Raw genomic sequence first — 18,744 nt, 5'->3', positions numbered from 1 at the left:
GCCAGGAACAGCCCGAGGCGGCAGCCTGAGCCCCTTCTGTACGCACCAGGTTCGTGATTGCATGCCAGATACTGAGGCGATTGTCGGGCAATCTGACAGCTTCTTCTAAAAATGACCAAAAATGCATATTTCGTTCGCATTTGGACCTCCTGTCCTGCTTTGGGTGCTAGGCGGCCCCTGGCAAAGCTGCTACTCTCGGCCCGCCTTGTGGCCGCCTGTACGGTGGAAAAGCAGGTCAAAACAACAAACAGCCGCCTGCGCGCGGCGAAGATCAGCTGTCGCTTAGGAGTGGGCTTCCATGACCGAGAATTTTTGGAAGGATAAGTATCCCGTTGGCATCGCCGCGGAGATCGATCCGGACCAGTACCCGAACATTCAGGCGGTGCTGAAGCAGTCCTGCCAGCGTTTTGCCGACAAGCCGGCCTTCAGCAACCTCGGCAAGACCCTGACCTACGGCGAGCTGTACCAGCTGTCGGGTGCCTTTGCCGCCTACCTGCAACAGCATACCGATCTCGAGCCGGGCGACCGCATCGCCGTGCAGCTGCCCAACCTGCTGCAGTACCCGGTGGTGGTATTCGGCGCCATGCGCGCCGGCCTGGTGGTGGTCAATACCAACCCGCTGTACACCGCGCGGGAAATGGAGCACCAGTTCAACGATTCCGGCGCCAAGGCCCTGGTCTGCCTGGCCAATATGGCCCACCTGGCGGAGCAGGTGGTGCCCAAGACCGGGGTCAACACGGTCATCGTCACCGAGGTCGGCGACATGCTGGCGCCGCTCAAGCGCCTGTTGGTCAACAGCGTGATCAAGCACGTGAAGAAGATGGTGCCGGCCTACAACCTGCCGAAGGCGGTCAAGCTCACCCAGGCTCTGGCCAAGGGGCGCGGCAAGCCAGTGGCCGAGGTCAATCCGGCCAGCGGCGAGATCGCCGTGCTGCAGTACACCGGCGGTACCACCGGAGTGGCGAAGGGCGCGATGCTGACCCACCGCAACCTGGTGGCCAACATGCTGCAGGCCCGGGCGATGATGGCCTCGAACATGGGCGATGGCTGCGAAATCGTCGTGGCGCCGCTGCCGCTTTACCACATCTATGCCTTCACCTTTCACTGCATGGCGATGATGCTGATCGGCAACCACAACCTGCTGATCACCAATCCGCGCGACCTGCCAGGCATGGTCAAGGAACTGTCGCGCCACAAGTTCAGCGCCTTCGTGGGCCTCAATACCCTGTTCATCGCCCTGTGCAACAACGAGGCATTCCAGAAGCTCGACTTCTCGTCCCTTAAGATCACGTTGTCCGGCGGTATGGCCCTGCAAATGGCCACCGCCGAGCGCTGGACCCAGGTGACCGGCAGTCCGGTGTGCGAAGGCTATGGCATGACCGAAACCAGCCCGGTGACCTCGGTCAATCCGGTGGCGAACATTCAAATGGGCACCATCGGCATTCCGGTGCCCTCGACCCAGTGCAAGGTCATCGACGATGCCGGCAACGCGCTGCCGCTGGGTGCGGTGGGCGAGCTGTGCGTCAAGGGCCCGCAGGTGATGAAGGGCTACTGGCAGCGCCAGGACGCCACCGACGAGATGATCGATGCCGAGGGCTGGCTGAAGACCGGTGACATCGCGCTGATCCAGGACGACGGCTACATGCGGGTCGTCGACCGCAAGAAGGACATGATTCTGGTGTCCGGCTTCAACGTCTATCCGAACGAATTGGAAGACGTGCTGGCGACCCTGCCGGGCGTGCTGCAGTGCGCGGCCATCGGTGTGCCGGATGAAAAATCCGGCGAGTCGATCAAGCTGTTCGTGGTCGCCAAGCCGGGCGTGACCCTGACCAAGGAGCAGGTCATGGAGCACATGCGCGCCAACGTCACCGGCTACAAGGTGCCGAGGGCGGTGGAGTTCCGCGAAGAGCTGCCGACCACCAATGTCGGCAAGATCTTGCGTCGCGAGCTGCGTGACCAGGAGCTGAAGAAAGTCGCCAACGCCTGAGTCGCAATCGCTTGAAAAAACCCGCCGCGGCGGGTTTTTTCTTGTCGGTCATTTGGCAAATGGCTCTAGACCGGGGTTTCGGCGGGAACTAGACATAAGCGTAATTATTTCTGGCGACTGTTGTTTGGCACAATGCCGGCCCTTTGCTTTCAACCCAGGTGCTCGCCTTCATGCTTTCCGGTCTTCGTCTACGCGGCAAACTGCTGCTGGCCTGGCCCTCGGCCCGATCTTCCTGTTGACCCTGGTGCTCAGCACCATCGCCATGCTGATGCTGCAGCGCCTGGCCGATCAGCAGGAAACGCAGACCTCGCGCGAATTGCATGGCCTCGGCGAGCGCCTGGTTGGCCAGTTCCAGATCTGATCCTGAGAGCGCGGGCCTGCGCCACCGGGGCGTCAGCCTTGATGGCGCGCCGTGCTCTTGGTGTTGTCACCGCTCTCCAATTGACGCTCCAGCCAGGTGCAGAAGTCGCGCGTCAACGGGCTGTGCTCGCTGTCGCGGTGAATCAGCCAGGCCCAGTTGGGGCCGCGTACGCTACGCTCGGTCAACGGCTGCAACAGGCCGTTGGTGCGTGCCTGACGGGCCAGCAGCTGGCTGACCAGGGCGATGCCCAGGCCCTGGCAGGCGGCGTCCAGCAGCAGGCCGGGCTCTGAGAAATTCAGGCCGTGGCCCTGCTGGCCGACGTCGATGCCTGCCTCCACTTCCCAATGACTCCAATCCATCTCCCGTTCGCCGTGCAGGGTGGTGCGTTGGCTGACCGGTAGTGCCAGCTGTGTAGGGTGTCCGGCCGGATAGAGGCGGTCACGCAACAGCACCCGGAAACTGCACTCGGCCTGGGCGGCGATATCGTCACGCACGGCAATGTCGATGGTTTGGCTAGCCATGTCCGGGGCTTCGTCGGTGGTGAACAGCCACAGATCGATCTCCGGGTGGTGCCGATGGAAATCACCCAGGCGCGGCAGTAGCCAGTGACGGGCGAAAGCCGGGGTGGTGTTGAGCACCAGCTGATTGGGCTTGCTGTACTGCTCCAGGCGGCGAATGCCCACGGCCAGTTGTTGCAGCAGCGACTGGGTGGTGCTGAGCAGGTCGTGGCCCGCGTCCGTCAGGCTGACGCTGCGGCCGCTGCGATGGAACAGCGGCTGCTCCAGATAGCCTTCCAGGCTGCGGATCTGCTGGCTGATGGCCGACTGAGTGAGGTGCAGCTCCTCGGCGGCCTTGTGGAAGCTGCCCAGGCGGGCGGCGGCTTCGAAGCCGCGCAGGGCGTTCAGCGGTGGCCAGTGTTTGAGCATGATTGATAAGTCCTGCTAATCAGTTTTAGGCAAAATCCATCGTTTGTTGCGTGATTTATAGGGGCTTAGCATGGGTGTCATGGCCGCTTCGGCGGTTTTCAGTGATAACAACTACTTAACTGGAAAGGCACTCGTCATGCAACTGAACGACACGCAGCAAGCAAGCTGGTGGATGCCGGCCGAATGGGCCCGGCACGCCGCGACCTGGATGGTCTGGCCGCACAACCAGGCGCTGTGGGAGAACACCTGGGGGGTGACCCTGGCCCAGGTGCAGGAGGACTTCGCCCGGGTGGCCAACACCATCGCCCGCTTCGAGCCGGTCAGGCTGGTCGTCGACCCCAGCGCCCTGGCGTCCGCCCGGACGCTGTGCGGGCCGGGTATCGAACTGGTCGAGCTGGCGGTCAACGACAGCTGGTGCCGCGACAGCGGGCCGAGCTTCGTCTGCCATCCGCAGCTGGGCCTGGCCGGGGTCAGCTGGCGTTTCAATGCCTGGGGCGGCAAGTCGGCCCATGACCTGGACGAGAGCCTGGCCCGGCGCGTGCTCAACGGCCTGGGCCTGGAGTGCTTCGGCACGCCGCTGGCCAACGAGGGCGGCGCCATCCATGTGGACGGCGATGGCACCCTGATCACCACCGAGTCGGTGTTGCTCAACCCCAATCGCAATCCGGGCCTGAGCAAGGTCGAGATGGAGGCCATCTTCGCCCGCCTGCTCGGCGTGAAGAAGACCATCTGGCTGCCAGGCGATCCCGACCATGTCACCGGCGACATGACCGACGGCCACGTCGATGGCGTCTGCGCCTTCGCCCGGCCCGGCGCGCTGCTGGTGGACGCCACCCATGAGCAGTCCTCGACCTATGCCGAGGTGGTGCGCGAGAATCGACGCGCCCTGGAGCTGGCCACCGATGCCCGTGGGCGCCGGTTCGAGCTGCTCGAGCTGTTTGATGCCAGCGATGCGGTGGACAGCGCGGCCGAGGTGTTCTGCGCCTCCTACACCAACTTCTACATCGCCAACGGCGCCGTGATCATGCCGGCCTACGGTATCGCCGCCGATCGGGTGGCCGCCGAGACCCTGGCCATGGCCTTCCCGGGGCGTGAAGTGGTACCGGTGCGGATCGACCACCTGGCCCATGGCGGCGGCGGGGTGCACTGCATCACCCAGCAACAGCCGGCCTGGCCGCTGAAGGGGTGAGGGGCATGAGCAAACTGTGCATCGCCACCACCCAGTTCGCCTGCAGCTGGGAGCTCGGACGCAATCTCGACCAGGCCGAGCAGCTGGTGCGCCAGGCGGCCGCCCAGGGCGCCCAGGTGATCCTGCTGCAGGAGCTGTTCGCCACGCCCTATTTCTGCATCGAGCAGGATCACAAGCACCTGGCGCTGGCCGAGGAGTACGGCAACAGCCGGGTGCTCAAACGCTTCGCCGCCCTGGCCCGGGAGCTGGGCGTGGTCTTGCCGCTGTCCTGGTTCGAGAAGGCCGGCAATGTCTACTTCAATTCCTTGAGCGTGGCCGACGCCGACGGTCGCTTGCTCGGTGTCTACCGCAAGACCCACATTCCCAACGCCATCGGCTATCAGGAGAAGGAGTACTTCAGCCCCGGCGACACCGGTTTCCGGGTCTGGGACACCGCCTTCGGTTGCCTCGGTGTGGGCATCTGCTGGGACCAGTGGTTCCCCGAGACCGCCCGTTGCCTGGCCCTGCAGGGCGCCGAGGTGCTGCTGTTCCCCGCCGCCATCGGCTCCGAGCCGGGGGCCGCGACGCTGGATTCGCGCGATCACTGGCAGATGTGCATGCGGGGCCATGCCGCCGCCAACATCCTGCCGGTGGTCGCCGCCAACCGCGTCGGCCGTGAGGTGGCGAGCAACGACCCCGAGCTGGCGATGAGTTTCTACGGCTCGTCGTTCATCACCGATCACAAGGGCAAGACGCTGGCCGAGGCCGACCGCGATTCGACCGGCGTGCTGGTGCAGACCCTGGATCTGCCGGCCATGCGCGAAGAGCGCCTGACCTGGGGCATCTACCGCGATCGTCGCCCGGAAATGTACGGCCCCCTGCTGGGCCTGGACGGTCGTCAAACCCACGTGCGCTGGACGGCGCGAGGAGTTCACGATGAATAAGCACAGCAAACCACTGGCGGCGTTGGTCCTGGGCCTGGGGCTGCTGAGCCAGCCGCTGCTGGCCGAGGAGAAGGTGCTGCACCTGTACAACTGGGCGGACTACTTCGCCGAGGACACCCTGGCCAAGTTCACCGCGGAGACCGGCATTCGCGTGGTCTACGACGTGATGGACAGCAGCGAAACGCTGGAGGCCAGGATGATGTCCGGCGGCAGTGGCTACGACCTGATCTTCCCCGGCGACACCGTGGCCGAACGGCTGATGCGCGCCGGCGCCCTGCAGCCGCTGGACAAGGCCAAGCTGACCGAGCTGGAGGACATCGAGCCGGGCCTGCGGGCGCTGCACGCGCAGTACCCCAATTCCCGCGATGCCACGGTGCCTTACACCTGGGGCACGGTCGGCCTGACCTACAACGCCGAGATGATCCGCCAGCGGGCGCCGGGCGCGCCGGTTAACAGTCTGGATATGTTGTTCAAGCCGGAGCTGGCGGCCAGGTTCGCCGACTGCGGAATCTCCCTGATCGACTCCCCCGACGAAGTGCTGGCGGTGGCGCTGCACTACCTGGGGCGCGACCCGCGCAGCGCCAAGCCTGAGGACCTGGAGGCGGCGCAAGCCCTGCTGATGCAGCTGCGCCCCTATGTGACCAAGCTGCAGTCGCAGCCGGTCACCGACCTGGTCAACGGCGACCTGTGCCTGTCGCTCGGCTACAGCGGCGACATGACCCAGGCCCAGCGCACGGCAGACGCCGCCGGCAAGCAGGTGGACTTCCAGTACCGCATCCCCAGCGAGGGCTCCGCGGTGTGGATGGACACCATGGCGATTCCCGTGGATGCCAAGCATCCTGAATACGCCTACGCCTTCATCAACTTCGTCATGCGCCCGGAGCACATGGCGGCCATCTCCAACTTCACCGGCTACCCCACCTCCAACGCCAAGGCGCGCGCCGCCGTCGACCCGCAGATGCGCGACAACCCGGACATCTACCCGAGCGAGGCCAGCTACGCCCGGCTGTTCCCCGGCAAGGACATCCCACAGCGCGACATGCGTGCGCGCATGCGCACCTGGACCAACTTCAAGACCGCCACCGCGCAGTAGTTCGCGCCAGTGCGGCGGTGGCACCGATATCCAAGGATGAGGCTTTTTATGCGAGTAGTTCCGAGTCTGACCGGCCTGCTGATGCTGGCCAGTTCCGCCCTGCAGGCCGCCGAGCCGGCCGCCACGCTGTTGCACAACGGCAAGATCTACACGGTGAACGAGCAGCAGCCCTGGGCCAGCGCCCTGGCCATCGCCGAGGACGGGCGGATTCTCGCCGTGGGCGATGGCCAGGCGCTGCAGGCCTATGTCGACGCGCAGACCGAGCGGGTCGACCTGCAGGGGCGCCTGGTGCTGCCGGGTTTCCAGGATACCCACGCCCATGTGCTGGATGCCTCCTCGCAGGCCCAGGGCGATTGCACCCTCAGCCCCGGGGATGGGATGGAGCGGTGGCTGGCGCAACTGGAGGGCTGCAATGCCGAGGACGAGGGCGACTGGCTGGTGGGTTGGGGCTTCGCCCTGCATACCCTGCTGGAGGAGGACGAAGCCCCGCGCGACCTGCTCGACGCCGTGGTGGCGGACCGTCCGGTGACCCTGATGGAGGAGACCTCGCACGCCTACTGGCTCAACTCCAAGGGCCTGGAACTGGCCGGCATCGATGCCGACACCCCCGACCCGATCGGCGGCGTGATCATGCGCGACGAGGACGGTCGACCCACCGGCCTGGTGCTGGACAATGCCGGCGACCTGGCGCTGGACCAGGCCCTGCCGCCGTCCAGGGCGCTCGCAGAGGTCTATTATCAGGCGGTGCTGACGGGCCAGGACGAACTGGCCAGCAACGGCGTCACCTCGGTGGCCGATGCCCGGGTGTTCTGGCGCCGGGGCCATCTCGAGGCCTGGCAGAAGGCCGCCGAACGCGACGAACTTAAGGCGCGCACCGCCCTGGGCTTGTGGGCCTATCCGTCGCTGGACGACGAGCAGCAGCTGGCCGAACTCAAGTCCCTGTATCGACCCGGCGATGAGCACAGCCTGCTGCGGGTCAACCAGGTCAAGTTCTACGTCGACGGCATCATCCACAACAGCACCGCACGGCTGCAGCAGCCCTATCAAGAAAGCCTGCCGGGGGTCGAGCCCAAAGGGCTGTACTACTTTGGTCCCGAGCGGTTGCGACGCTATGTCGGCGAGCTGTCCGAGGCAGGCTTCGACATGCATATCCATGCCATCGGCGACCAGGCGGTGGGCGATGCCCTGGACGCCATCGAGGCCGGCGGCGGCCAGGGGCGGCACCGCCTGACCCACGTCGAGTTGGTGGACCAGGCCGACCTGCCGCGTTTCCGGCAGCTGAACGTTACCGCCGATTTTCAGCCGAGCCGTTACTTCGCGCCGTCTTTCCTCAAGGACAACGAGCCGCTGATCGGTCAGCGCGCCTATCGACTGCTGCCGTTGGGCCAGCTGCATGACAGCGGTGCGCGGGTCACCCTGAGTTCCGACTGGGACGTCAACCCGCTGTCGCCCCTGGGCATCATGCACAATGCCCTGGGTCTGGGCGAGCGCAGCCTGCCCAGCCTGGAGGCGGCGGTGCGCGCCTACACCCTGGATGCCGCCTACAGCCTGCGCCAGGAGCAGGACACCGGCTCCCTGGAGGTAGGCAAGCAAGCCGACCTGGTGGTGCTGGATCGCGACATATTCCGGCTGCCAGTCGAGCAGCTCGGCAAGGCCCGGGTGCTCTGGACCCTGCTCGGTGGCGCGGAGGTCTATCGCGCCGAGGGATTCTGAGGCGCGGAGGCGGCGGATGTGCGGTAAGAGGCGAGGGGCTGAGCTGGCTTGGGCGCAGTGGGGGGAAATCTGCGACAATCGCCGGCTAATTTTCCCGCCGGGCTGGGCGCCGTTCGCGCCCACCCTGGCATGACTGCACCACGGCCCCGATGACCGACCAGACTCCCGCATTCGACCTCCTGCTGAAAAACCTCGACCAGGCACTGATCGCCGATCGCCACCGCCTGCGCCGCCAGCTGCATGAGCTGCGCAAGCCGGCGACGCCGGACGAGGCCAAGCTGGCGCAGTGGCTGGAGCGCTTCCAGGCCTCCGCCGCCAAGGTCGAGGCGCGCCGCCTCAGCGTGCCGGCCATGCGCTACGACGACGCCCTGCCGATCGCCGCCAAGCGCGACGAGATCAAGGCGGCGATCAGCGCCCATCAGGTGGTGGTGATCGCCGGCGAGACCGGCTCGGGCAAGACTACCCAGCTGCCGAAGATCTGCCTGGAGCTGGGCCGTGGCACCCATGGTCTGATCGGTCACACCCAGCCGCGCCGCCTGGCCGCGCGCAGCGTGGCCACCCGGGTGGCGGAAGAGATCGGCACGCCGTTGGGTGAGCTGGTGGGCTACCAGGTGCGCTTCGAGGACCAGAGCAACGAGCGCAGCCTGATCAAGCTGATGACCGACGGCATCCTGCTGGCCGAGACCCAGCACGACCGCTTCCTCGACAAGTACGACACGATCATTGTCGACGAGGCCCACGAGCGCAGCCTGAACATCGATTTTCTGCTCGGCTACCTGAAGACCCTGCTGGCGCGCCGGCCGGACCTCAAGCTGATCATCACCTCGGCGACCATCGACCTGGAGCGCTTCTCCCAGCACTTCGGCGGCGCGCCGGTGGTGGAGGTGTCGGGGCGCACCTACCCGGTGGAAACCTGGTACCGGCCGCTGACCGCCGAGCAGGACGAGGAGGGCAACCGGGTCGAGGAGGACCTCTCGGTGGACCAGGCGATTCTCGCCAGCCTCGACGAGCTGGCCGCCTTCGAGCGCAGCGAGGGCAAGCGCCCCGGCGACGTGCTGGTGTTCCTGCCCGGCGAGCGGGAGATCCGCGACTGCGCCGAGGTGCTGCGCAAGGCCAACCTCAGGCACACCGAGGTGCTGCCGCTGTATGCGCGGCTGACCCCGGCCGAGCAGCAGAAGATCTTCCAGCCCATGGCCGGGCGCAAGATCGTCCTGGCCACCAACGTCGCCGAGACCTCGCTGACCGTGCCGGGCATCCGCTACGTGATCGATTCCGGCACCGCGCGCATCAGCCGCTACAGCTACCGCGCCAAGGTCCAGCGCCTGCCCATCGAGGCGGTGTCCCAGGCCAGCGCCAACCAGCGCAAGGGCCGCTGCGGCCGGGTCGAGCCGGGCATCTGCATCCGCCTGTACAGCGAGGAGGACTTCCTCGCCCGCCCCGAATTCACCGACCCGGAGATCCTGCGTACCAACCTGGCCGCGGTGATCCTGCAGATGCTCCACCTGCGCCTGGGCGAGGTCGACGCCTTTCCCTTCATCGAGCCGCCGGACGGCAAGGCCATCAGCGACGGCTACACCCTGCTGCAGGAGCTCTCGGCGGTCAGCCGCGACGGCCAGCTGACCCCCCTGGGCCGCCAGCTGGCGCGCCTTCCGGTGGACCCGCGCATGGGCCGCATGGTGCTCGAGGGCGCCAAGCAGGGCAGCCTGGAGGAGGTGTTGATCGTCGCCAGCGCCCTGTCGGTGCAGGATGTGCGCGAGCGCCCGTCCGACCGCCAGCAGGCCGCCGACCAGGCCCATGCCCAGTGGAAGGACGTCGATTCGGACTTCGCCGCCCTGATCAACCTGTGGCGCGGCTTCGAGGAGCAACGCCAGGCCCTGGGCTCCAACGCGCTGCGCAGCTGGTGCCGGAAGAACTTCCTCAACTACCTGCGCCTGCGCGAATGGCGCGACGCGCACCGCCAGCTGACCCTGATCAGCCGCGAGCTGCAGCTCAAGGCCAAGGCGCCGGAGGGCAAGCCGGCCAAGCCGGAGCCCGGCAAGGGCCCGGACGCTGCCCGAGAGTCCGCCAAGGCCGTCAAGGACGAGGCCCAGCAGCGCAGCATCGACTACGCCAAGGTGCACAAGGCCATCCTCAGCGGCCTGCTCAGCCAGATCGGCCAGAAGACCGAAGAGGGCGACTACCTCGGTGCGCGCCAGCGGCGCTTCTGGATTCATCCCTCCTCCGGCCTGGGTAGAAAGAAACCCAGCTGGCTGATGACCGCCGAGCTGGTGGAAACGACCAAGCTGTTCGCCCGCATGGTGGCGAAGATCGAGCCGGACTGGATCGAGCCCCTGGCCGGCCACCTGATCAAGAAGAATCACCTGGAGCCGCACTGGGAGAAGAAGCGCGGACAGGTGGTGGCCTACGAGCAGATCACCCTCTACGGCATGATCGTGGTCGGCCGCCGCCCGGTGCACTACGGCCCCATCGACCCTGTGGTGTCGCGCGAGCTGTTCATCCGCGAGGGCCTGGTCGGCGGCGAGATCCAGTCCCGCGCCCGCTGCCTGTCGGCCAACCGCCAGCTGCTGGAAAAGCTCGACGAGCTGGAGGCCAAGGCGCGCCGGCGCGACATCCTGGCCGACGAGGAAACCCTGTTCGCCTTCTACGAGGCGCGCCTGCCGGCCGACATCTACCAGACCGCCAGTTTCGACAGCTGGTACAAGCGCGAGAGCGCCGGCAATGCGCAGCTGCTGATCATGCGCGAGGAAGATGTGCTGGCCCGCGACGCCCGCGAGGTCACCGCCGCGCAATACCCCGACAGCCTGCACCTGGGCGAGCTGCAACTGCCGTTGTCCTACCACTTCGAACCCAATCATCCGCGCGACGGCGTCACCCTGCGGGTGCCGGCGCCGTTGCTGCCGCAGCTGCCGGGCGAGCGCCTGGAGTGGCTGGTGCCGGGCCTGCTGGAGGCCAAGTGCGTGGCCCTGGTGCGCAACCTGCCCAAGGCGGTGCGCAAGAACTTCGTGCCGGTGCCGGACTTCGTCGGCGCGGCCCTGGCCAAGATCGGTTTCGCCGAGGGCAGCCTGCCCGCCGCCCTGGGCCGCGAACTGCTGCGCATGACCGGGGTGCGCGTGGCCGAGGAAGCCTGGATCGATGCCGCCGCGCAGATCGAGGGCCACCTGCGCATGAACATCGAGGTGGTCGACACCCATGGCAAGCCCCTCGGCGAGGGGCGCGACCTGGCCGAGCTGTGCGCCCGCTTCAACGAGGCCAGCCAGGCCGCGCTGGCTTTGCCGAAGACCGAGAAAGCCCAGCAGCCGGTGCAGGCCAAGGCCTTCGCCGAAGTGGCCGAGAAGGCCCAGCAGAAGGTCGCCGGACTGTCCATGACCGTCTACCCGGCGCTGGTGGAGGAGGGCGGAGAGGTCAAGGAAGGGCGCTTCCCGACCCAGGCCGAGGCCGAGTTCCAGCACCGCCGCGCCCTGCAGCGCCTGCTGCTGCAGCAACTGGCCGAGCCGGCCAAGTACCTGCGCGGCAAGCTGCCGGGGCTGACCGAGCTGGGCCTGCTGCACCGCGAGATCGGCCGCATCGAGGCGCTGGTCGAGGACATCCTCTTGGCCAGCCTGGACAGCTGCATCCTCGAGGGCGCTCTTCATGAAGGCAGTGGGAGCCTGCCCCGCGACGGCGCCGCCCTGGCGGCCCTGGCCGAGCGCAAGCGCGGCGACTGGACCGCCCACGCCGAACGCCTGGCCCGCCTGTGCCTGGAAATCCTCAAGCTGTGGCACGGCCTGCAGAAAAGCTTCAAGGGCAAGATCGACCTGGCCCAGGCCATGGCGCTCAACGACATAAAGCAGCAGCTCGCCAACCTGGTCTACCCGGGCTTCGTGCGCGAGACGCCGGGTGAATGGCTCAAGGAACTGCCGCGATACCTCAAGGCCATCGAGCAGCGCCTGGACAAGATCGGCGCCCAGGTGCAGCGCGACCGGGTGTGGAGCGGCGAGCTGGCCGGCTACTGGGAGCAGTACCAGGCGCGCCTGGGCAAGCACCGCCAGGAGGGCAAGCGCGATCCGCAGCTTATCCAGTACCGCTGGATGCTCGAGGAGTACCGGGTGTCGCTGTTCGCCCAGCAGCTGGGCACCAAAATGGCGGTATCGGACAAGCGCCTTGGCAAACAGTGGAGCGCGGTCGAAGCCTGACCGCGCCAGGAGTACTAGATGTTCGAAATCCAGCCAATGAACCCCGAGCACTACCGCCAGCAGACCCGCCGCAGCACCCTGGTGATCGTGGCCCTGTTCCTGCTGCTGGGCATGCTCTGCGCCACAGCCAGCAGCCAGCTGTTCGGCACCCCCGGCGGCGACAACTTCAAGTGGAACCTGATCGGCGTGCTCGCCGGCCTGGCCCTGACCGTCGCCTTCGTGCGCCTGCAACTGTGGTCGCGCCCGTTCATGGCGGCGGCGGTGTACGGCTGGCGGCTCAAGCGCAGCCTGATGCGCGTGACCAACCAGATGCACCAGGTCAAGGCCGGAGTGGCCGCGGGCGACGAGCGCTCCATGAAGCTGCTGCGCTTCTACCACCTGGGCCTGACCCAGATGCACCAGCTGGACGGCAACAGCAGCGAACTCGGGCAACTGGTGCGCGAGATCGACGCGCACCGCGAAGCCTTGGAACAACGCGGCCTGGACCCGGAGCAGGCGCGCCTCGACCCGGCCTGGCTGGAGGCGCTCAAGGCCTTCAAGTGAGCCGCTGCTGCCCGCCGATGCGCGGACGATGAATTCGACATCGCGCGGCGCCGTCCGGGAGATCGGGAGCGATCTTCGCGGGTTCCTAAACGATGCAGGCGGTCGCGATGGGCTGGCTTTGCCGGTGATGACAGCCCGAAGTCGACCCGTTGCGGGCTATCACGGAAGTCGGTGGACAAGTAAACGTTGTCCACCCTACAGCAGCCTCACGTCCGCGTAGGATGGAAAACCGCAAAGCGTTTTCCACCAGTGGTCACCCAGACTACCTCGCTCTGTGCGGGCTTGCCTGGACGCTCCAGATCGGCACTGCGCAGTAACTCATTCTGGTTACCGACGACGCATCCCAGAGCGCTTTTCGGACCGTTGCTGGTGCATTCATTTTCAGTGTCGCGGCTCCGACGGCGTTCAAGAACGACTATGTCGAGGCGGTAGGCGGCCCGATACCTCTAGTCCTGGTGACTTTAGGCCGGCCTATACTCCCATGAAGTGTCAGCAACTCTTTCGGCCTATAGGAGTTTGTCAGGACTGCATTGCGTAGTTTGCCGAACTCACACTGAGGACGCATTTCGATGAATGAAGTCGACGTAAACCCGGGCCTGATATTCGATCGGCTGGACGCTTGGCTCGACGGCCTTTTCAAACTATTGCCCAGCATCGCGGTGGGTCTCGTGGTCTTCGCGATTTTCTGGTTCGTCGGTCGGGCCATCGGAAGGCTCATTCGGGCGCGGGCCGAAAAGAGCGACCGTCCCAGTTTGGGCGAGGTGGGCGGAGCCTTGACCCGTTGGAGCATTGTCATTGTCGGCTTCATGCTCAGTGCCACGATCATCGCTCCGAGCCTTACGCCGGGGGACCTGTTTGCCGGCCTTGGTGTGAGTTCGGTGGCCATAGGTTTCGCGTTCAAGGACATCCTGCAAAATATGCTGGCCGGCATTCTGATACTGCTGCGCCAACCGTTCGAAGTGGGTGATCAGATCATCTCGGGCGGACACGAGGGTACCGTGGAAAAAATCGAAACGCGGGCAACACTGATAAAGACCTATGACGGGCGCCGCGTGGTCATTCCGAACTCGGAGATCTACACCAGCAGCGTGGTCGTCAATACCGCGTTCGAGGAACGCAGATCGCAATACGACATCGGCATCGGCTGCAATGATAATTGGGCGAAGGCACGGAAGTTGATGGTGGAGGCCTGTGCCAGCGTCGACGGTGTGTTGTCCGACCCTGCGCCGGAAACCATTCCCATCGAACTCGGGGACTTCGCCAATATCGTGCGCCTGCGCTGGTGGACCAGGTCGGACCGAGCGACTCAGATCCATGTGTTCGGCGAGGTCCTGCAGGCCGTTTATCTACGACTCGACGAAGAAGGCATCGACATGCCCTATCCGACGCAGGTGCACCTGTTCCACGATCAGACCGAGGAGACCGATGGCGATCGCGCCAAACAGCGGGAAGGCTGGCCAGCGGGTCGAGGCGAGGTGCCGGCAACCCGACGGATTTCAGACGCCCTTCGCGAGCTGACTGCGATGCCCCGAGAGTGAAAGCTCCGTTGGATGTGAAAAGGTTCGGGACAATCTGAAGCTTGGCTAACGGCTCATCCGAGGATTGCACGAGTAAAGGGGGCGGAGTGAATTAAAACAGATCACTCCGCCCCCTTCTAACTTCCCGCCACAAGACCGACCCCAACGACTGTGACGCCATTCCCGAGGGGCGTGATGCCAGGGCATCCAGTCGATCCAGGTAAAGAGCCACGAGCAGCAGCAACTGCAACAGTTGCACGGCCTGCGCGAGAGCTGGAGCAAGAGCCGCACCCAGCGTAGCAACCTGCTGCGCGGTATCCTGTGCGAGGCAGGCATGGACGTGCTCGGTAAGTGGGTGGCAGGTCTATTTTCTTAGTTTGAACGCCTACTCTGGCTGAAAGCGCGCCTGGCGATCTGATGCCGCCTTGATGGGGCAGTGCGTTGCCACTCGCCGCATCAGCTTGCCTGCGGCCTGGGTTCCGAACAGCGCCGCTTCGCCAGTCACGCCTGGTTCGCCCCCTCGGCCGCCTTGCCGCCTGCCCCGCGTCGGCCGATGCCCGGCGGGCGGCGCTTGATCGGCTGCGATTTGACGATGGAGGTGCTGGTCAGGGCCTTGTCGGCGATGCAGTCGAGAATGGGGTCGAGTTGGTCGATGGAGCGCAGGGAGAGGTGGCGGGGGACGCTGGGCGAATGTTTCAAGGAAGTGCCGCGCTAGCTCAAGGCCATCGAACAGCGCCTGGGCGAGCACCGTCAAGAGGGCAAGGACGATCCGCAGCTTACCCTGTACCGCTTGATGCTCGAGGAGTACCGGGTGTCGCTGTTCGCCCAACAACTGGGCACCCGCATGGCGGTGTCGGACAAGCGCGCCTCGCCGTCGTCGCCTGAGGCGTTATCCAGCGACAACCAGGGTCAGCATTCAAGCTGCACCTGGTCGCCGCACTCTACAGTCTGAAGCGCCCGACCAGGCCATTCAGCTGTTCGGAGAGCGTCTGCAGACTGCTACTGGCATTGTTCAACTGATCCGCGATGTCGGTGGTATCGACCGTGAGCTGGTTAATGTCCTCGATATTACGGTTGATCTCTTCGACCACGCAGGATTGCTCTTCCGTGGCAGTGGCGACCTGAATGTTCTGGTCGCTGATCTGACTGATATGCCCGCTGATCTGTTCCAGCGCTGCCGATGCCTTGCTGGCGTACTCGACCACCAGCGCGCTCTGGCGCCGGCCTTTGGCCATGGCTGTAACGGCGCAGTGGGATTCGGCCTGCAGACGGTTGATGACCTGCTGAATTTCGTCGGTGGATGCGCCGGAGCGGCTGGCCAGGGTACGCACCTCGTCGGCCACCACGGCGAAACCACGACCCTGCTCGCCGGCGCGAGCGGCCTCGATGGCGGCATTCAGCGCCAGCAGGTTGGTCTGTTCGGAGATGCTGCGAATGGTGTCGAGCGTAGCGCTGATCGCGTTGGTTTGTTCGGCCAGCGATTCGATTACCCTGGCTGCCTGTTCCAGCTCGCCGTTCAAGGCATCGACCTGCTGATTCGCCTGGCTCACCACCTGGCTACCGTCGCAGGCATGCCGAGTCGCCTCGCGTGCCACGTTGGCGGCATTCTCGGCGTTGTGGGCGATCTCGTTGACGGTGGAGCCCAGCTCGTTGATGGCGGTGGCCACCTGCACGGTACGGTCGCTCTGCGATGTGCAGTTGCTCTGGGTCAGCCGGGCACGCTCGGCCACCTCGAGGGCCATTGCCGCGAGCTGGCTCGCGTTGTCGGCCAGTTGCCGCATGGCATCATGAACCTTGTCGATGAAACGGTTGAAGCTGCGGGCGATCTCGCTCAGCTCATCCTGGCCTGTCAGCTCGATACGGGTGTCCAGAGCCAGGTTATCGGCGGCCAGACCCAGGCTGTTCTGCAGCACGGCCACGCGGCGGCGCAGGTAGACGACGATCGTCAAGGACGTGACGAACGACACCAGCAGGCCGAGTACGATGATGGCAATCTGGCGGGTGAGCCCGTCGCTGTAGCTCTCGGCGCTGTACTGGTTCTGTTGCTCGGCCTGCTGCAGCAGGGCGTCGAGCAGCTCGTTGGCACCCTGGCGCATCACGCCGTAGCTCTTGGCGTACTGGTCGCGGTAGATCTGCTGGGCTCTGGCCATATCGCCGGCGTCGAGGGCGCTCAGCATGGGTTCCAGCTCATTGCTTACCATCGTCTCGAACTGATCGAGCAGCCATTGCGCCTGGGCCTTGCGCTCCAGATTGACCTGGGTGTCCACCGCATTGCGCATGGCCTCGCGCATGCTTGGGATATCCTCGCCGCGGGCTTCCTGCACCCGCGTCTTCACCCCCCGCTCGTCACGAAGTGGGGTGTCCTGCAGCAGCATCATGTCGATGCCGACGCGCATGCGAGGGATGCGCGAGGCTGCCTCGGCCATAGCCCGCAGCGGGGCTGCGGTGTTGAGGTAGAGCGCCTCGGTGTTCCGGTGCATATTGGACATGCTGCCGAGGCTGGTCAGTGCCACCAGGATCAGGGCGGAGCAGGGAATGGCGACCGCGACGATCAGACGGGTTTTCAGAGTCAACAAACCGAGTTCTCCTATTTTGTTCTTGTAGGGTGCACGAAGGGCGCGCGCGGATTATTACAACGCGAACCTTTCAGCAACCTTTAAGCGCCCGATGAGGCGAATAGGAAATGTCAGGGGATAGTCGGCGATCGAGCCTTGAGGCGTTCTGCACTGCACCCGCCGAGGACCGGCTCGATTGGCGTTCGAGTCATCAGCTCGGCGGGTTGGTCGCCGGCATGCGTCGGCCGATGCCCGGCGGGCGGCGCTTGATCGGCTGCGATTTGACGATGGACGTACTGGTCTGCGCCTTGTCGGCGATGCGGTCGAGGATATGGTCGAGCTGGTCGATGGAGCGCAGGTACAGGCGCGCGATGAAGCAGTCGTCGCCAGTGACCTTGTCGCACTCGCAGAACTCGGCGGTGTCTTCGATCAGCTTCTGCACTGCGTGAAGCATGCCCGGCAATGGCTTGATGCGCACGATCGCCTGCAGCTGGTAGCCCAGGGCCCGCGGGTCGATCTCGATGGTGAAGCCGCGAATCACCCCGCGTTCCTCCAGACGCCGCAGGCGCTCCGAGGTGGCGGGGGAGGACAGGCCGACCTGGCCGGCCAGCGCCTTGAGGGAAATCCGCGAGTCCTGCAGCAAGGATTCGAGTATTTTCTGGTCGAGAGAATCCAGCATTTTCCGTTGCTCCGTTATATAGGGTGATTAGCCTTTCTTAATTAGGTTTATATTGTGTATAGCCTAATTTTCGCCATGTGAAATGGACACTGTGCATAATATCTTAGCCTCTAATAACTGAGGGAGGTGCCCCATGAACAGCAAGACCCGTGGCTCGGTCGAAATGACCGCAGCGATGATCATTTCCGGAACCATCGGCTGGTTCGTCCTGCACTCCGGGCAGCCGGCGATGGATGTGGTGTTCTGGCGTTGCGTCATCGGCGCGCCGGTGCTGCTGGCGGTGTGCGCCGCGCTGGGCCTGCTGCGCGGCACCCTGACGCCGCGCCTGCTGGCCTTCGCCGCTCTCGGCGGGGTGGCCATCGTGCTCAACTGGCTGCTGCTGTTCGCCGCCTACCCCAGGGCGTCCATTTCCATCGCCACGGCGGTGTACAACACCCAGCCGTTCATCCTGGTGGGGCTGGGCGCGCTCTTCCTCGCCGAGCGCCTGACCGCGAGTAAGTTGATGTGGCTGGGCCTGGCCTTCGTCGGCATGCTGCTGATCGTCCAGGCCAAGCCCGACGCCGGCTATGTCGGCACGGACTACGTCGGCGGCATCCTCCTGGCCTTGGGCGCGGCCTTCTTCTATGCCCTGGCCGCGCTGGTCGCCAAGAAGCTCACCGGCACCCCGCCGCACCTGATCGCCCTGATCCAGGTCTGCGTCGGCACCCTGATGCTCGCCCCCTTCGCCAACCTGAGCCAGCTGCCGACCGAGGCGGGCACCTGGGGCGCGCTTATCGCCCTTGGCGTGGTGCACACCGGGATCATGTACATCCTGCTGTATGGCGCGATCCAGAAGTTGCCGACCCACCTGACCGGGGCGCTGTCGTTCATCTACCCGATCGTGGCGATTCTGGTCGACTACCTGGCGTTCGACCATCAGCTGCACCCGGTCCAGCTGGTCGGCATCGCCGCCATTCTGCTGGCCGCCGCTGGCATGAACCTCGGCTGGTCGCTGCGCAAGGTCGCAGTGCCGGTGGAGGGCAAGCAGGTCAGCGACTGAGGCCGAAGCAAAGCGCGGGGCCGCTAGGCTGGCTCCGCGCGCGGCGC

The 18,744-nt window shown here is 65.4% G+C and carries 14 protein-coding genes and 3 pseudogenes; 12 read left to right on the top strand and 5 right to left on the bottom strand.

Features of this window, described 5'->3' with window-relative positions; translation table 11 throughout:
* Positions 1 to 298: 298 nt before the first annotated feature.
* Positions 299 to 1,987 carry a long-chain-fatty-acid--CoA ligase FadD1 gene (gene fadD1, locus KDW96_RS05110; protein WP_255839348.1) on the top strand — a complete coding sequence of 563 codons (1,689 nt, stop codon included), beginning with the start codon at positions 299 to 301 and terminating at the stop codon, positions 1,985 to 1,987.
* 235 nt (positions 1,988 to 2,222) lie between these two features.
* Positions 2,223 to 2,348, top strand: coding sequence for a hypothetical protein (locus tag KDW96_RS05105; protein ID WP_255839346.1), 126 nt, complete (start codon positions 2,223 to 2,225; stop codon positions 2,346 to 2,348).
* Between the two features lie 32 nt (positions 2,349 to 2,380).
* Here the strand turns inward: KDW96_RS05105 and KDW96_RS05100 are convergent, their stop codons facing one another.
* Complete coding sequence (locus KDW96_RS05100) at positions 2,381 to 3,274, bottom strand: LysR family transcriptional regulator (RefSeq protein ID WP_255839345.1); 894 nt, start codon at positions 3,272 to 3,274, stop codon at positions 2,381 to 2,383.
* 136 nt (positions 3,275 to 3,410) lie between these two features.
* Between KDW96_RS05100 and KDW96_RS05095 the strand changes: the two genes are divergently transcribed.
* The 8 genes and pseudogenes from KDW96_RS05095 to KDW96_RS05060 form a co-directional block, all read left to right on the top strand.
* The gene (locus KDW96_RS05095; protein WP_255839344.1) at positions 3,411 to 4,463 is read left to right on the top strand and encodes an agmatine deiminase family protein; all 1,053 of its coding nucleotides are present in this window, start codon (positions 3,411 to 3,413) and stop codon (positions 4,461 to 4,463) included.
* Between the two features lie 5 nt (positions 4,464 to 4,468).
* On the top strand, positions 4,469 to 5,386 hold the full coding sequence (aguB, locus tag KDW96_RS05090) for an N-carbamoylputrescine amidase (protein ID WP_255839343.1): 918 nt from the start codon (positions 4,469 to 4,471) through the stop codon (positions 5,384 to 5,386).
* Positions 5,379 to 6,479, top strand: a complete 1,101-nt coding sequence (locus KDW96_RS05085) for an extracellular solute-binding protein (RefSeq protein WP_255839342.1) — start codon at positions 5,379 to 5,381, stop codon at positions 6,477 to 6,479. The genes aguB and KDW96_RS05085 overlap by 8 nt, the downstream gene beginning before the upstream one ends.
* Before the next feature lie 48 nt (positions 6,480 to 6,527).
* Positions 6,528 to 8,192 carry an amidohydrolase gene (locus KDW96_RS05080; RefSeq protein ID WP_255839341.1) on the top strand — a complete coding sequence of 555 codons (1,665 nt, stop codon included), beginning with the start codon at positions 6,528 to 6,530 and terminating at the stop codon, positions 8,190 to 8,192.
* 149 nt (positions 8,193 to 8,341) lie between these two features.
* Positions 8,342 to 12,364 carry an ATP-dependent RNA helicase HrpA gene (gene hrpA / locus KDW96_RS05075; RefSeq protein ID WP_255839340.1) on the top strand — a complete coding sequence of 1,341 codons (4,023 nt, stop codon included), beginning with the start codon at positions 8,342 to 8,344 and terminating at the stop codon, positions 12,362 to 12,364.
* A gap of 18 nt (positions 12,365 to 12,382) precedes the next feature.
* Positions 12,383 to 12,907, top strand: coding sequence for a DUF3087 domain-containing protein (locus KDW96_RS05070; protein WP_255839337.1), 525 nt, complete (start codon positions 12,383 to 12,385; stop codon positions 12,905 to 12,907).
* Positions 12,908 to 13,476: 569 nt separating this feature from the next.
* A complete protein-coding gene (locus KDW96_RS05065) occupies positions 13,477 to 14,445 on the top strand; it encodes a mechanosensitive ion channel family protein (RefSeq protein ID WP_255839336.1) in 969 nt (322 codons plus the stop codon).
* 98 nt (positions 14,446 to 14,543) lie between these two features.
* Positions 14,544 to 14,764: pseudogene (locus tag KDW96_RS05060) on the top strand (IS110 family transposase); the annotation flags it as partial.
* A gap of 161 nt (positions 14,765 to 14,925) precedes the next feature.
* Here the strand turns inward: KDW96_RS05060 and KDW96_RS05055 are convergent.
* A complete protein-coding gene (locus KDW96_RS05055) occupies positions 14,926 to 15,123 on the bottom strand; it encodes a hypothetical protein (protein WP_255840627.1) in 198 nt (65 codons plus the stop codon).
* A gap of 28 nt (positions 15,124 to 15,151) precedes the next feature.
* Between KDW96_RS05055 and KDW96_RS05050 the strand changes: the two are divergent.
* Positions 15,152 to 15,376: pseudogene (locus KDW96_RS05050) on the top strand (DUF3418 domain-containing protein); the annotation flags it as partial.
* Here the strand turns inward: KDW96_RS05050 and KDW96_RS22165 are convergent.
* From KDW96_RS22165 to KDW96_RS05040, 3 genes and pseudogenes are all read right to left on the bottom strand, one after another.
* Positions 15,366 to 16,166: a methyl-accepting chemotaxis protein gene (locus KDW96_RS22165; RefSeq protein ID WP_370295435.1), complete on the bottom strand. Its 801-nt coding sequence runs from the start codon at positions 16,164 to 16,166 to the stop codon at positions 15,366 to 15,368. The pseudogene KDW96_RS05050 and the gene KDW96_RS22165 sit on opposite strands and share 11 nt — an antisense overlap.
* A gap of 93 nt (positions 16,167 to 16,259) precedes the next feature.
* A pseudogene (locus KDW96_RS22160) lies at positions 16,260 to 16,937 on the bottom strand (MCP four helix bundle domain-containing protein); the annotation flags it as partial.
* Between the two features lie 253 nt (positions 16,938 to 17,190).
* Positions 17,191 to 17,658, bottom strand: a complete 468-nt coding sequence (locus tag KDW96_RS05040; protein WP_255839334.1) for an Lrp/AsnC family transcriptional regulator — start codon at positions 17,656 to 17,658, stop codon at positions 17,191 to 17,193.
* Between the two features lie 133 nt (positions 17,659 to 17,791).
* Between KDW96_RS05040 and KDW96_RS05035 the strand changes: the two genes are divergently transcribed.
* Positions 17,792 to 18,697, top strand: a complete 906-nt coding sequence (locus KDW96_RS05035) for a DMT family transporter (protein ID WP_255839333.1) — start codon at positions 17,792 to 17,794, stop codon at positions 18,695 to 18,697.
* The last annotated feature ends 47 nt before the right edge of the window (positions 18,698 to 18,744 follow it).

This window comes from Pseudomonas benzenivorans (assembly GCF_024397895.1).
Lineage (GTDB): Bacteria > Pseudomonadota > Gammaproteobacteria > Pseudomonadales > Pseudomonadaceae > Aquipseudomonas > Aquipseudomonas benzenivorans_A.
The sequence above is the reverse complement of the archived record's forward strand: the minus strand, read 5'-3'. Positions and strand labels throughout refer to the sequence as shown.

What these genes read in the sequence shown, in the direction of transcription:
- fadD1 (WP_255839348.1), top strand. Translation starts at nt 299, where the DNA reads ATGACCGAGAATTTTTGGAAGGATAAGTATCCCGTTGGCATCGCCGCG.
- KDW96_RS05035 (WP_255839333.1), top strand. Translation starts at nt 17,792, where the DNA reads ATGAACAGCAAGACCCGTGGCTCGGTCGAAATGACCGCAGCGATGATC.
- KDW96_RS05065 (WP_255839336.1), top strand. Translation starts at nt 13,477, where the DNA reads ATGAATGAAGTCGACGTAAACCCGGGCCTGATATTCGATCGGCTGGAC.
- KDW96_RS05080 (WP_255839341.1), top strand. Translation starts at nt 6,528, where the DNA reads ATGCGAGTAGTTCCGAGTCTGACCGGCCTGCTGATGCTGGCCAGTTCC.
- KDW96_RS05085 (WP_255839342.1), top strand. Translation starts at nt 5,379, where the DNA reads ATGAATAAGCACAGCAAACCACTGGCGGCGTTGGTCCTGGGCCTGGGG.
- hrpA (WP_255839340.1), top strand. Translation starts at nt 8,342, where the DNA reads ATGACCGACCAGACTCCCGCATTCGACCTCCTGCTGAAAAACCTCGAC.
- KDW96_RS05070 (WP_255839337.1), top strand. Translation starts at nt 12,383, where the DNA reads ATGTTCGAAATCCAGCCAATGAACCCCGAGCACTACCGCCAGCAGACC.
- KDW96_RS05100 (WP_255839345.1), bottom strand. Translation starts at nt 3,274, where the DNA reads ATGCTCAAACACTGGCCACCGCTGAACGCCCTGCGCGGCTTCGAAGCC.
- KDW96_RS05095 (WP_255839344.1), top strand. Translation starts at nt 3,411, where the DNA reads ATGCAACTGAACGACACGCAGCAAGCAAGCTGGTGGATGCCGGCCGAA.
- aguB (WP_255839343.1), top strand. Translation starts at nt 4,469, where the DNA reads ATGAGCAAACTGTGCATCGCCACCACCCAGTTCGCCTGCAGCTGGGAG.
- KDW96_RS05040 (WP_255839334.1), bottom strand. Translation starts at nt 17,658, where the DNA reads ATGCTGGATTCTCTCGACCAGAAAATACTCGAATCCTTGCTGCAGGAC.
- KDW96_RS22165 (WP_370295435.1), bottom strand. Translation starts at nt 16,166, where the DNA reads ATGGCCCTCGAGGTGGCCGAGCGTGCCCGGCTGACCCAGAGCAACTGC.